Consider the following 12,995-nt stretch of genomic DNA (forward strand, 5'->3'; position numbering starts at 1 on the left):
TCTTAATCCATCACGAGGATTTTGTTGGACAAATCCCCATTCAGTTCGTCTTAATAAACGACAGCGGGTTTCTGATAGTTTTGGCACTATTAATATCTCTCCACTAGAAGTAGTATAGGTGATATTTCCCTGATCAATAGATATGTATCTGCCAATAGCATTTAAGAGAGTAGATTTGCCGGAACCAGATTCTCCTACTATTCCTAAAACTTGGGCAGGATAGAGGTTGAAAGATATCTCGTTGCAGGCTTTAATTTTGCCATAATACTTACTCAATTTTTCTACATTTAATAATGGTTTTAATGTCATATTTTTTAGGGAATAGGGAATAGGGAATAGGGAATAGGGAATAGAGAGTAGGGTAGTAGCAACTTCTCTGCACAATAAGAGTCAGGTTTTATCTTAAGAAAGATGCTGATCAAACATAGCCTTTTAGAAAGAAGTAATTACCATTTTTTTTAGGGAGTAGGTAGGGAGGTTGTATGCAACTTCCCTACACATAAGAGTCAGGTTTTATCTTAAGAAAGATGCTGATCAAACATAGCCTTTTAGAAAGAGGTAATTATCAATTTTTTTAGGGAGTAGGGAGTAGAGAATAGGGAATAGGGAGCAGGTTAGTAGCAACTTCCCTGCACAATAAGAGTCAGGTTTTATCTTAAGAAAGATGCTGATCAAACATAGCCTTTTAGAAAGAAGTAATTATCAATTTTTTTAGGGAGTAGGTAGGGAGGTTGTATGCAACTTCCCTACACATAAAAGTCAGGTTTTATCTTAAGAAAGATGCTGATCAAACATAGCCTTTTAGAAAGAGGTAATTATCAATTTTTTTAGGGAGTAGGGAGTAGGGAGTAGGGAGTAGGTAGGGAGGTTGTATGCAACTTCCTTACACATAAGAGTCAGGTTTTATCTTAAGAAAGATGCTTATAAAACATAGCCTTTTAGAAAGAGGTAATTATCCATTATCCATTATCAATTATCCATTATTAATTGCCTTTCATGACAATAATCTGTATCAGAACAAACCCACATTTTACTTCCTTGATCGTCTATCAAAATCTCATCCAAAAAACTCTCTGTAGAACCAAAAAACTCACAAGCGTTATTCCATTTTTCCACAGTAAACGGATAGTCTTCAAAATCTAAACTTTTGACCTTAGTATAAGGAGGTATTGCATAAATACGCTTCTCCCTTCCCGCGCCAAAAAGTTGCAAAGCTGGTAAATAATTCATCTTAGGATTATCAAATCTGGGGATAGGACTCGGACTCATTATATAACGGTCATTTACCATTACTGGATAATCGTGGGTTGTGGCAAAGTCTCCTAATTTCGTAATATCCTCATACAATTTCACATACATAGCTCCATATTCAGATAAAGCGTGCATTTTTCGAGTTTCCATTTCTGAAGGTTATAACCAACGCAAAGGTTCAGGAATTGGCACTTGATAAACAATAATTTGACCTTCCTTGAGTGGTATTTCTGGAATGCGATGGCGGGTTTGAATAATTGTTGCTTCTGTTGTTTTTTCTGTGGTTTTTATCCCACAAACTTTTACAAAAAATCGGCGAATATTCACCGCGTTTGTTGTATCATCTGAACCTTGGTCAATTACTTTTAAAATATCGTTTTTACCAATCGCTGAAGCTGTGACTTGAATACCACCAGTACCCCATCCATAAGACATTGCCATTTCTCTAGAACCGAAGGGTATTTGATGACCAGGAATTGCTACTGCTTTGAGTAAAGCACGACGAATAGAACATTTTGTTTGTTCGTCTAAATAGGCAAAGTTAAAACCATTTTCTAGTTGGTTATTCATAAGTAGTTGTGCTTTTAGGAATTTCCTAGTTGAGAAAGGGAACAGGGAACAGGGAACAGGGAACAGGGAACAGGGAACAGGGAGTTAATAGGATGTTTAAATAATTAACAATTACTTCTTCTTAAAAAAAAGAGGATTGGTTAAAAGGATTTTTTTTCTCCTTGAAGGGAGAGGCTTTATATCTGATTTTTTGGTAATTAATTTTGCTTATGAACTTATTAAATGTCTCCATAAAATAGGGAATGGGGAAGATGGAATAGTCTGCATTAATATGCACATTTTTATAGCATTCTTTTTTCAAAGTGGTATTAGAGATAGAATAAATATATCACGACTTACATCGTACCACTATATATACTGTCTAACGATGCTAAAGATAAAAGTTTTTTCCTTCTTTTCAGGTTGTGGTTTTCTAGACTTAGGTTTTGAAAATACCGCCTTTGAAATTGTATTTGTCAATGAAAATTTTTCTCCTTTTATGGCAGCTTATAGTTATGCTCGACAATTATTAAAAATATCCGAGCCAGAATATGGATATTTTACAGATAGTTTAGTTAGTTTAACTGAAGAGAATGGCAAAACTTATTTACAAGAATTAGTCAAAGATTCTAGGAGAAATTCCGATTTTATTGGATTTATTGGCGGACCTCCTTGCCCTGATTTTTCAGTAGGTGGAAAAAATCGGGGAAAAAATGGAGAAAATGGTAAATTGTCAGATGCTTATATTGAATTAATTTGTCAGCAACAACCTGATTTTTTTGTCTTTGAAAATGTTAAAGGTTTATGGTCTACTAAAAAACATCGAGCTTTTTATGAGGAGATGAAAAGTAAGTTGTACAGATACGGATATATTATTACTGAACGTTTAATTAATGCTATTGAATATGGAGTTCCTCAAGATAGATATAGAATTATTTTAATTGGTTTCCGATGTAAATTAGTCCAAGATAAAGGTTTGAATACTAACTATAAAAAGGTAATTCCTGAAAATATTTTTCCTTGGGAAAAATATCTCTTATATCCTCAAAGTCAAGTATTTTCTTATGGTTGGCCTGAGACAAATACTTTTGTAGAAAATTCAGAAATAAATTGCCCTAAAGGAATACTTCAAGAATTAACAGTTGAGTATTGGTTTAGGCAAAATAATGTTGTCAATCATCCTAATTCAAAAGATTATTTTCAACCAAGAGCAGGTCGAATAAAATTTGAGACAGTGGCAGAAGGAGATGATAGAAAAAAATCTTATAAACGTCTTCATAGATGGCGTTATTCTCCTACCGCTTGTTATGGAAATAATGAAGTTCATTTACATCCATATAAAATTCGTCGTCTTTCTGTAGCAGAAGCATTAGCTATTCAGTCTTTACCTGAAAAATTTGCTTTACCAAATAATATGACTCTCACTAATAAGTTTAAAACTATTGGTAATGGAGTACCATATTTAGCTGCCCAAGGAGTTGCTAAAACTATCCTTAATTTCGTCAACATGGAGAAAATTAATTATCAAGAAGAAATAGGTTATCAGTTAGAACTACCTTTAGTCTATTCTCCAAAAAGCAAGTATGTAGTTTAACTTTTTTATGTATATTTAGTAGGGTTTAATAATCATCTAAAAATGGCATATTCAACTAAGTTAATTAAATCCTGCTGCTTATAATCTGAATACATATTATCAACACTTTTTAAGTCTAAATTTAAAGCAATGCCGTGAGGTGCAATACCTTGGCTAAATATTCTTTTATCTGAATTAGAAAAGTCTTCAGCAGTTATCATATAATACTTCCATATTTGTCCTGATGTATAACTAACAGCTTTAATCATAGCTGTTTCATATAAAGCTTGATAACGACGACCTGGACGATTTGATACTTTAACAGATATAACACCTTTTACTTCTTTAGCTTTGAGTTTACCTTTTAATAAATCATAAACTTCTACTCCTAAATATTCTGGTTGGTTTGCTTGTAGTTCTATGTATGGCTGAATTAAATGAACAAGTGGATCATTTTCAATTACCGAAATAACATAATCAGGACTTGATAAAAAAATTTTCTCTTTAATTGCTTCAATATTTTCTAGAGGATAATTTATCTGAAATTCTTGATTCTGACAAAGCTTTAAATACTCAGGTTTAGTTTCATCTCTAGAATTAGGAATTCTAAATATTATCAGACTAACTTGATGTTTTAAATAAAAATCAAGAGCTACTTCAGCAAATAATCCAGTTACTATAAACTCATGCCATCTCCCTTTAGAATTATTGAGCGCTCCTGTAGTTAATTTGGTTATTTTTGTTTGGTACTGTTTATGATAATTGTCATAAGCAGCTACTACTCTATTAACCATCCACTCTCAAACTTGAGCTACTGAAATATCTAATGCTAACTTTTGTTTTATTTCTAGATACAAAGTTTGATAAACTTCTGTGGTATTAATCTGGATTTTCTGTTCCCCTTTTCTTGTAATAGTTGAGAACCAATAATTATTCATTATGCCAAATAATTGAGTTAATAAGTTTTCATTAAAATTAACTACATCTAGATAATTTATTGATTTTTCTCATTGAATTTTCACTAGATTTTTCCCAGGCAACTTCCTTAATTGCAGAATCTCCAAAATGATTTTCCTCAGATTTCTCTGGTGTAACTTCCTCCAGTTTAGAACTTCCATTAACCTCAATATTTTGATAATTTTTCTGTTCATTCTCAGGAAAAAGCAAAGTAGATGAATCTATAACTCAATACAGTTGAGTTAAAAATTGTTTTGCCGTTCTGTCATCGGAAAATATTAGATGATTTTTTCAGATTATGAGTTTGACTATAATCTGAACCCTATTGAATTTTCACTAGATTTTTCCAAAGCAACTTCCTTAACTGTAGAATCTCCAAAACAATTTTCCTCAGACTTCTGTGATGTAACTTCCTCTAGTTGAAAATTTCCATTCTCTGCAATATTTTGATAATTTGTCTGTTCATTCTCAGGAAAAAGCAAAGTAGATAAATCTATAGCTCAACACATTTCAGTTAAAGATTGTTTTGCCGTTCTGTCATCGGAAAAACTCATCTAATATTTTCAGATTATGAGTTTGACTATAATCTGAACCCTATTGAATTTTCACTAGATTTTTCCAAAGCAACTTCCTTAACTGTAGAATCTCCAAAACAATTTTCCTCAGACTTCTGTGATGTAACTTCCTCTAGTTGAAAATTTCCATTCTCTGCAATATTTTGATAATTTGTCTGTTCATTCTCAGGAAAAAGCAAAGTAGATAAATCTATAGCTCAACACATTTCAGTTAAAGATTGTTTTGCCGTTCTGTCATCGGAAAAACTCATCTAATATTTTCAGATTATGAGTTTGAGCAGAATTTGAAACCTATTTAATTTTCACTAGATTTTTTCCAGGCAACTTACTTAATTGTAGAATTTCCGAAACGATTTTCCTCATTTAATTTTCACTAGATTTTTCCCAGGTAACTGCCTTAACTGTATAATCTCCAAAACGATTTTCCTCAGACTTCTGTGATGTAACTTCCTCTAGTTTAGAATTTCCATTCTCTGCAATATTTTGATAATTTGTCTGTTCATTCTCAGGAAAAAGCAAAGTAGATAAATCTATAGCTCAACACATTTCAGTTAAAGATTGTTTTGCCGTTCTGTCATCTGAAAAACTCATCTAATATTTTCAGATTATGAGTTTGACTATAATCTGAAACCTATTGAATTTTCACTAGATTTTTCCAAAGCAACTTCCTTAATTGCAAAATCTCCAAAATGATTTTCCTCAGACTTTTCTGATGTAACTTCCTCCAGTTTAGACTTTCCATTCTCTGCAATATTTTGATAATTTTTCTGTTCATTCTCAGGAAAAAGCAAAGTAGATGAATCTATAACTCAACACAGTTCAGTTAAAGATTGTTTTGCCGTTCTGTCATCTGAAAAAATCATCTAATATTTTCAGATAATGAGTTTTAGTAGAATCTGAACCCTATTGAATTTTCACCAGATTTTTTCCAGGCAACTTCCTTAATTGCAAAATCTCCAAAATGATTTTCCTCAGACTTTTCTGATGTAACTTCCTCCAGTTTAGACTTTCCATTCTCTGCAATATTTTGATAATTTTTTTGTTCACTTCGTAGCTTTCTAACTAAATTTATTTCTGCCTGAAAATCAATATAATGAGGTAACTTTGAATGTTGTACAAACCCTTGAGCTTCAACATTATCTGAGTGGTACAAAACAAGCTCTGTATCTTGAGCAGGTCCTTGAATTTCTTCCCCTAATTCTTTAGCTTGCATCGCCCGATCTATCAACGCCATCGACATAGCTTTTCGTTCATTATAACCAAAAGTTAAACCATAACCACGAGTAAATTGTGGAGGTTGTTCTTTGCTACCTTTAAACATATTTACATTTTCCGCTTCAGTAATAGTAATATCAGCGATCGCTAGTTCAAAACCTAACTCTTCTGGAAAAATAATCACCTCAACTTCACCCATTTTAATCTCTCCAGCAAAAGGATGATTTCTACCATAACCTCTCTGAGTTGAATATCCTAAACTAAGCAAAAAACCCTCATCTGCACAAGCTAAATTTTGTAATCTTGCATCTCTTTCTGCCGGTAATTTAAGAGGTTGTCTAGTTAAGTCAAATGGTTGCCGATCATCCTCTGATTTTTCCTCACAAACTAACCCTTCTTTTTCCAAAGTATTCATTACTCTAGGAAAGTTTTCTTCTATGTTTAAATTTTTGCCTTCCGGTGTCGTAGGTGTATTACCTTCCGCAGCTAATTTAAAGTCTAAAAGGCGATGAATATAATCAAAATTCGGTCCTAAATCTTCACCTCCTGGAATGTCTTTAAAAATAGCAGAAATTCTCCGTTGAATCTTCATTTTAGTTGTATCTAAAGGTTGACTATAATAAAGTCTTGGTAAAGTAGTCCGATACGCTCTTAATAGAAATATTGCCTCTACTAAATCCCCCCAAGATTGTTTAATTGCTAAGGCAGCTAAATCTGGGTCATACAAACTTCCTTCACACATAATTCGGTTAACTGCGAGGGTAAGTTGTTGTTTAATTTGTTCTCAACTTAATTCAGGAATATTCGGGTCGCCACGCCTTAATTTTTGCAGTAGTGTTTCAGCATTTTTAATTGCTTCTTCTCCACCTTTTACTGCTACATAAGCCATATTTTTTTACCTCATTTTATTTTACTTATTACTTTACTTAGCTGTTATAACTAATTTAGCTATTCTGAATCCGTATATCCGTGGCATAATCTGTGTGAGCATTGCTTCTTCTCCACCTTTTACTGTTACATAAGCCATATTTTTTTACCTCATTTAATTTTACTTAGCTGTTATAACTAATTTAGCTATTCTGAATCCGTATATCCGTGGCATAATCTGTGTGAGCATTGCTTCTTCTCCACCTTTTACTGTTACATAAGCCATATTTTTTTACCTCATTTTATTTTACTTAGCTGTTATAACTAATTTAGCTATTCTGAATCCGTATATCCGTGGCATAATCTGTGTCTGCTTTTGAAATTTTTGTTGTTCTCGGTAAACCAATTACTGTATTTTTAACAAAGAAAAATATATCTATTCCCAAAGGATAATTATTTAGGTTAGTTTCCCATTCTGATCTGAATTCAGTGAAACGGAAGGATGTCACAAATATTTTCCAACTTTAAATGTAAAATAATTGCCTGAAACTATTGTGAGTGTCAAAGTTTTTAGCCTATCAAATTTGGCATTCTGAATTTTAAATTCTCAATTCTCAATTTTATACTCAAATTGTTAAAGAGTTACGCCAAAATATTTATCAAGGAATTTATCAAGTAGGAGAAAAGTTACCGACTGAAACTCAACTCAGCAAATATTTTGACGTTAACCGTCATACTTTGCGTCGGGCGATCGCTATTTTAAAAAATGAAGGGTTGCTCAGAGTAGATCAAAGTCGTGGAACTTTTGTTGTAACTAAACCTATTCAATATGTTATTGGTAAACGGGTACGTTATAATAAAACTCTAAACCCCCAAGGCCAAAATCCTAGTTTTCAATTGTTGCAAGTAGTTGAAACAGTTGCTGATGCTTCTATTGCTCAAAGACTAGAAATAGAAGTAGGTGTTAGTGTAGCTTTAATTGAACGTTTAGCTTTTGCGGATGAGCAACCCCTGAGCATTGGTAGTATAGCGCTACTTGAAAAGGGAAAAGGGAATAGGGAAAAGGGAATAGGGAATAGTAAACTCTCAAAGGCTTTTCCTACGGAATGCTGCGCAAACAGAATTTAGAAATGTCAAATGCCTTAATGCGTAGTGCTATAGTTATTTTCTTTTAGATCGTTTTCCAGAAATAATACAGGAGGAAGCAATTCAGTTTTTGCAAAAGAAAGGTTCAATTTCTCAATTGTTAAAGGAGCTATATAATTGCGACCATATTCGTTATAGAACTCATGTTTATTCTCGTATAATTGACCATCGAGATGCTTCTTTTTTCGAAGTTCCTCTCGATCACCCTATTCTATTAGCAGAGTCGATAAATGTAGATGGGGATGGCAAGATTATTGAATATGGGATGACAAGATTTAGGGGTGACAGGATGGAATTAGTATTTGAAAATTAATAGACTTCGTGGCAGTTGTCAGGGAATAGGGAATAGGGAATAGGGAATAGGGAATAGGGAATGAAATTGTTGATTTCATATCTTTAATTGATTTCATTTTTTATTTTTGGATATGTCTAATGATTTGAGGCTAAATTATCTTAATTTTAATATTTTAATTTTAAGCGTTGGCCGAGCCTAGCGGCAGCTATATCGCCAATCAATAGATTTTGATTATTACCTAGAATTGGCGATCGCGCTCTGGTTATCAAGCATAAATTATTCTTATATTTGAGCTTTATTTTGCACTATCTAACTTTTCTTTTGTTTGTTTTAACTCTTGCCATAGCTCCTCCACCTGTATATAGGCCAATCTTGCTGGAATTTTCCCTGCTGTTTGAAAAGCACTGATATAATTTAGTTTATGAGAAAATTCTTGTAATTTTTCATTAAAAGCTGTATTTTCTGGAGTTCCTTTTCCGTAATAGGAACTTTGTGGAAAAATAAATTTATGCTTATTCATTTGAGTTTCTCCAGGATTAATTTTATATAGTTTATTATTTGATTAAAGAGATATAAAGTTAAATTTTTTCCCTCTATACGTAATATTATATCAACTTTTATTTTCCTCCTTTGTCTATACTTAATTATCCTTTATAAATTTTTACTTTTTGTCATATTGAATACTCTTTCTCGGCATTTTTACTAATTTTACCGAATAATTAATAATTAAATAATTCACTTTTAAAGCCTCCCCAAGAAAAGGGAAAAAAATTTATTTTTTCCTTTTAGTCAATCCTCTCTCTAAAAGGGAAGGGAGAGGTAATTATCAATTATCAATTATTCATTATCCTCAGAATCTTCACCGATACCCAAATTTTCCTTAGAATTTTTCAACTGTTTCCAAAGAGCTTTAACTTGGTAGTAAGCTTCCTCTGGAGAAATTTTCCCACCAGTTTCTAAGCCACATATTAGACTAACTCGTTGAGCAAATTCCTGTAAATTAGCATTAAATACTAAGTTTTCTGGAGTAAAATCACCGTGATAGGGACTGCGAGGATACAGAAAATCATCCTTAATTGCCATTTTTTTCTCCTACATAAATATCTTATCCTTTGATTTGAGCTGAAAAATCAGACTAATTATTTATATAATAGCAATATTTCTCAACTAATTATACTCAATCCGTTTTAGAATACAGATTATATCAAATCCGCTTAATTCGGTATAAAAAAATCTTCATTTTCAGCAAAGAGTAAATCTTTCTACGTTCTCTTCCCTCCTGACTCCTGTACGGGCGTTAACGATAGTTATGCGAAGCAAACGGCAGGAAAGCCTCTACTACTCCTGACTCCTAGATTAACCATCTAATTATACCGATGCTACGGGATTTGATATTACCCATGAAGGTAAGGCAGAAGGCAGGAGGCAGAAGCGGTGCAACCCTGCGTCGGCGTAAGACGCAAGGGAATGCGCACCAAAAGAGGCAGAAGGGTTAGAGTGATAAAACAATTTTTGTTTGTAGTATTGCTCTAGCCCGCCATATAGATGTTTATCGGGCTGAGAGCTATACTACGAGAGCTTCTAATTATAACTATTCAACCGGACTTGATATTCAACTCGAATCTCAAAAGATCGGGAAATTATTAAATTTCCCAATCCGATCGATATCCAACTATTTTCCCATATTCCGCTTCATTTTTTCCAACTCTTCATCTGTTTCCAGACTTTTAAATTGTGCCTCTAATGGGTCCGATGAATTACCAAAATTATAGGAACTGGTTTGATTCCAGCCATCAGTTTCCCAACGTCTTTCATTCTTTGCAGCATAACGAGTAGCCTCAGCTTGAGCAGCTTTTGCTCGTACCTCCTCACGACGTTTTTTAATCTGATGATAGAGTTCTTTCCCCTTCTGGATGCGCTGTTTACATCCTTGCATCTGTCCCCACTGTTGATTACCTTGTCGCAAAAAATATGCTTCTCTTTCCTGGGCAGCCTGGACTAAATCTAGTCTCTTAGCTGTTTGTGCCTTTTCAACTCGGTTATGCCAACGCTTAACTTCTTGGGCAGTAGAGAGAATATCTTGCTCTAATTTTTTTTCTTGGCGCTGGAGTTCTGCGATCAGGCGCAGGGTGTCTTCTTCTTGTTTGCGTAGTTGCTCTTCAAGTGCCTGTAGTTCTAAATGAGGATTATTTTGCAGGAACTCTTCAAGTCTGTCTTCGAAAAATTGGCTGAAATCATCAAATAAACCCATAAGTCATTTCAGTTATCAGTTATCAGTTATCAGTTATCAGTACCTCCGATTGAGGCCGGAGGTTTGAAAAAGTTAAGTTTATTCTCTCTTGGTGGATTGGATGCGAGCAGCCGAAACGATCGCTTTTAATCCCGTTAAAGGGGCAGATTTGAGACCTAATTTTTGACTCACATTGCCAGTACCATACCATAATATGAGTACACTACTAAGCGATCGTTTGTAGTAGACTGACACACCTTAAATGGTTCAATAACTGTAGGTTGGGTTTCGTTCCTCAACCCAACAACAATCTTTCCCTCCTGGGAGGGGTTAGGGGTGGGTTCCCTATTCCCGTACGGACGTTGCATAACAAAAATGCGTTTTCCGTTCCGGAATGCTCCGCAAACATGTCACGCAGTGAAACGTCCCTACTCTACTCCCCTACTCCCTAATGCACAGTTTTAGCTGTGTCGATCCAGTAGCATTGCTCTAGCCCTCTCAATAGATTGAGCTAGAGCAAAACTACTAGCTTTAATCATAACTTTATATAGCAGTCGAAGCAAAGGTTAGGACATTTCTAAATTATGAAACCGTTTGATAGTCGGCTGTTCCCTGTTCCCTGTTCCCTATTCCCTAGCGCGTAGCGCTATAACTAAAATTGTTGCCCTACAAAAACAGAACGAACTTCACCATTACGGCGAACCACGGCTTCCTGGTTGGCTACTTTCACAAGAGTCCAACCGCTGCTACCAATATTTTCTCCCACATATATCCGACGGGCAACACCATCAATTTCAAATAGAGCAGCAGAACGTTCCCCTAATTCTAACACCCCCACCAAAGTATTAATAGGGGTTTGAACTTGACTGGGTACTACTGTTTCCGTTGCAGGTATTTTTGCGGGTGTAGGTGGCGGTAATGGTACTGGTTCTGTTGGTATTTCTGCTTCTGTTTCTGGTTTAGCTTCTACTTTTGTTTCTGGTTCTGGTTCAGAATTATTTTCTGGTTCAGCTTGTGCCGTTGTTTTAGCTGGAGCCTCCGGTTTGGTTGTTGCTTCAGCTTTCGCCGAACTAGAACCCTCAACTTTAGCTTTAGTTTCTGGTTTAACTTCTGCTTTCGCAGTTATTTTTGCTTCCGATTTTTCTTGAACGTTTTCAGCAGCTTCTGTGGAAGCATTAGATGCAGATGCTGCTGATGGCTTTGGGGAAGATTCCTCAGATTTAGGCGTGACTGCTACTGCCGTTGGCATCGGCGGAATTACTACTACTTTCGTTTCCCGAATGGTTACAGGTTCTTTTGCTACTTGTGCCTCCATTAGATCGACGAGTCGGCTGAGTGGTAGAAGTAAGTTAGTATTTATGGATGGGTTTGCCGATACTGGTACTGTCGGTAAGTTATTACTAGATGGAACAGGTGGTACACCCGGAAGTTGTTGTTGTTTCTGAGTCGCTTCTTTTTGCTCAATTATTTTCAGCGATCGCTCAATATAATCTGCAAATTTAGCATCTGCTGCTGCTTCAGGACTCAATGTTTCTGCTGATAAATCTGGCTTTTCTACATAACCTAAATAGCCTAAAATTTTATCGAATCCTCCTCTAGTTGCTAACCATAAAGACAGAGTTACTAATATAGACGTAAAAGCTGCCCCTAAAAGCAGTTTATCTAATGATTGATTTTCTTTTTTAGCTACTTGTTCCTCAGCTAATTTCACCTTTTCTTCTTTCTCAGCATCTATTGGTTGAGTCTTCTTTTCAGGTAAAACTATTTGAGGTATTTTAATTGGTGTCAAAGAAACAATTTCTGGTTCACTTACTTGAGTTGGTAAGCGACTACCACCATCTAATACTCTGTCAAGATCATTGAACAAGTCTTCCATCAAATTTTCAGCAAGATTGTCTACAGAAACAGGTTCTTTAAACCTAGAGTTTGGCAAATTTTCTGTGGTTTTTTGGTTTGTTGTCATCTAAAATCGTCCAGTAGTTAGGTTTAGCTGAAGTCAGAAGTTAGAAGTTAGAAGTCAGAAGTCAGACTCACAGCACGGACTAAATTTAAGAGTTTGAGAATGTCCGCGCTAGTAATGGCGACTACTATAATATTTACTCCAGCAATACTACTTATAACAGTTTTCAGATAGATGAACCACTCAAAAGCCTAAAACCCAGATAAAGCAAGATTTTTCCTTCTGCCTCCCCCCTTTCAAAGCTATCCCTTATAAGGAACTCCTGAAACCCTTGTGGGAGGGTGGGGAGGATGGGGAGGAGGGGGAGGGGGGGGAGGATGGGGAGGATGGGGAGGAGGGGGGAGGAGGGGGAGGGGCAGGGGACACGTCGGAACTAC

General features: G+C 35.1%; 18 protein-coding genes and 2 pseudogenes. 4 read left to right on the forward strand and 16 right to left on the reverse strand.

The window, feature by feature from the left end:
• Both F6K40_RS33945 and F6K40_RS33950 read right to left on the reverse strand, forming a co-directional pair.
• Nucleotides 1-309: ATP-binding cassette domain-containing protein (locus F6K40_RS33945; RefSeq protein WP_293142673.1), on the reverse strand; the 309-nt coding region annotated here is incomplete at its 3' end.
• Between the two features lie 660 nt (nucleotides 310-969).
• Nucleotides 970-1,821: pseudogene (locus F6K40_RS33950) on the reverse strand (alpha-D-ribose 1-methylphosphonate 5-phosphate C-P-lyase PhnJ).
• A gap of 367 nt (nucleotides 1,822-2,188) precedes the next feature.
• Here F6K40_RS33950 and F6K40_RS33955 point away from each other — a divergent pair.
• Nucleotides 2,189-3,394 carry a DNA cytosine methyltransferase gene (locus tag F6K40_RS33955; protein ID WP_293142676.1) on the forward strand — a complete coding sequence of 402 codons (1,206 nt, stop codon included), beginning with the start codon at nucleotides 2,189-2,191 and terminating at the stop codon, nucleotides 3,392-3,394.
• A gap of 32 nt (nucleotides 3,395-3,426) precedes the next feature.
• On the opposite strand, the gene F6K40_RS33960 is transcribed toward F6K40_RS33955, so the two are convergent.
• The 9 genes from F6K40_RS33960 to F6K40_RS34000 all read right to left on the reverse strand — a co-directional run bounded on the left by F6K40_RS33960 (nucleotide 3,427) and on the right by F6K40_RS34000 (nucleotide 7,496).
• Nucleotides 3,427-4,167, reverse strand: a complete 741-nt coding sequence (locus F6K40_RS33960) for a Cfr10I/Bse634I family restriction endonuclease (RefSeq protein ID WP_293142679.1) — start codon at nucleotides 4,165-4,167, stop codon at nucleotides 3,427-3,429.
• A 6-nt stretch (nucleotides 4,168-4,173) separates the two neighbouring features.
• Complete coding sequence (locus tag F6K40_RS33965; protein ID WP_293142682.1) at nucleotides 4,174-4,311, reverse strand: hypothetical protein; 138 nt, start codon at nucleotides 4,309-4,311, stop codon at nucleotides 4,174-4,176.
• 37 nt (nucleotides 4,312-4,348) lie between these two features.
• Nucleotides 4,349-4,540, reverse strand: a complete 192-nt coding sequence (locus tag F6K40_RS33970; RefSeq protein ID WP_293142685.1) for a hypothetical protein — start codon at nucleotides 4,538-4,540, stop codon at nucleotides 4,349-4,351.
• A gap of 98 nt (nucleotides 4,541-4,638) precedes the next feature.
• The gene (locus F6K40_RS33975; RefSeq protein ID WP_293142688.1) at nucleotides 4,639-4,812 is read right to left on the reverse strand and encodes a hypothetical protein; all 174 of its coding nucleotides are present in this window, start codon (nucleotides 4,810-4,812) and stop codon (nucleotides 4,639-4,641) included.
• A 98-nt stretch (nucleotides 4,813-4,910) separates the two neighbouring features.
• Complete coding sequence (locus F6K40_RS33980) at nucleotides 4,911-5,084, reverse strand: hypothetical protein (RefSeq protein ID WP_293142688.1); 174 nt, start codon at nucleotides 5,082-5,084, stop codon at nucleotides 4,911-4,913.
• A gap of 184 nt (nucleotides 5,085-5,268) precedes the next feature.
• On the reverse strand, nucleotides 5,269-5,424 hold the full coding sequence (locus tag F6K40_RS33985; RefSeq protein WP_293142691.1) for a hypothetical protein: 156 nt from the start codon (nucleotides 5,422-5,424) through the stop codon (nucleotides 5,269-5,271).
• 98 nt (nucleotides 5,425-5,522) lie between these two features.
• A complete protein-coding gene (locus tag F6K40_RS33990; protein ID WP_293142694.1) occupies nucleotides 5,523-5,696 on the reverse strand; it encodes a hypothetical protein in 174 nt (57 codons plus the stop codon).
• A 95-nt stretch (nucleotides 5,697-5,791) separates the two neighbouring features.
• Entirely contained in the window at nucleotides 5,792-6,862 is a 1,071-nt protein-coding gene (locus F6K40_RS33995) for a carbon-phosphorus lyase complex subunit (RefSeq protein WP_375340615.1), read from the reverse strand.
• Between the two features lie 454 nt (nucleotides 6,863-7,316).
• On the reverse strand, nucleotides 7,317-7,496 hold the full coding sequence (locus F6K40_RS34000) for a phosphonate C-P lyase system protein PhnH (protein ID WP_293142697.1): 180 nt from the start codon (nucleotides 7,494-7,496) through the stop codon (nucleotides 7,317-7,319).
• Nucleotides 7,497-7,653: 157 nt separating this feature from the next.
• Here F6K40_RS34000 and F6K40_RS41490 point away from each other — a divergent pair.
• The 3 genes and pseudogenes from F6K40_RS41490 to F6K40_RS34010 form a co-directional block, all read left to right on the forward strand.
• Nucleotides 7,654-7,737, forward strand: a pseudogene (locus tag F6K40_RS41490) (GntR family transcriptional regulator); the annotation flags it as partial.
• Between the two features lie 24 nt (nucleotides 7,738-7,761).
• Nucleotides 7,762-8,115, forward strand: a complete 354-nt coding sequence (locus F6K40_RS34005) for a UTRA domain-containing protein (RefSeq protein ID WP_375340616.1) — start codon at nucleotides 7,762-7,764, stop codon at nucleotides 8,113-8,115.
• A gap of 79 nt (nucleotides 8,116-8,194) precedes the next feature.
• Nucleotides 8,195-8,446 (forward strand): UTRA domain-containing protein, encoded by a 252-nt coding sequence (locus F6K40_RS34010; protein ID WP_375340617.1) that lies wholly within the window; start codon nucleotides 8,195-8,197, stop codon nucleotides 8,444-8,446.
• A 277-nt stretch (nucleotides 8,447-8,723) separates the two neighbouring features.
• Here the strand turns inward: F6K40_RS34010 and F6K40_RS34015 are convergent, their stop codons facing one another.
• From F6K40_RS34015 to F6K40_RS34035, 5 genes are all read right to left on the reverse strand, one after another.
• Nucleotides 8,724-8,948, reverse strand: coding sequence for a DUF7219 family protein (locus F6K40_RS34015; protein WP_293142700.1), 225 nt, complete (start codon nucleotides 8,946-8,948; stop codon nucleotides 8,724-8,726).
• Between the two features lie 317 nt (nucleotides 8,949-9,265).
• Nucleotides 9,266-9,511 (reverse strand): DUF7219 family protein, encoded by a 246-nt coding sequence (locus tag F6K40_RS34020; RefSeq protein ID WP_293142703.1) that lies wholly within the window; start codon nucleotides 9,509-9,511, stop codon nucleotides 9,266-9,268.
• Nucleotides 9,512-10,100: 589 nt separating this feature from the next.
• On the reverse strand, nucleotides 10,101-10,679 hold the full coding sequence (locus tag F6K40_RS34025) for a TIGR04376 family protein (RefSeq protein WP_293142706.1): 579 nt from the start codon (nucleotides 10,677-10,679) through the stop codon (nucleotides 10,101-10,103).
• 78 nt (nucleotides 10,680-10,757) lie between these two features.
• Entirely contained in the window at nucleotides 10,758-10,913 is a 156-nt protein-coding gene (locus tag F6K40_RS34030) for a hypothetical protein (protein ID WP_293142708.1), read from the reverse strand.
• A 397-nt stretch (nucleotides 10,914-11,310) separates the two neighbouring features.
• On the reverse strand, nucleotides 11,311-12,621 hold the full coding sequence (locus tag F6K40_RS34035) for a cell envelope integrity TolA family protein (protein ID WP_293142711.1): 1,311 nt from the start codon (nucleotides 12,619-12,621) through the stop codon (nucleotides 11,311-11,313).
• Between the last annotated feature and the right edge of the window lie 374 nt (nucleotides 12,622-12,995).

It is taken from the genome of Okeania sp. SIO3I5 (genome assembly GCF_010672085.1).
In the GTDB taxonomy this organism is placed as follows: Bacteria; Cyanobacteriota; Cyanobacteriia; order Cyanobacteriales; family Microcoleaceae; genus Trichodesmium.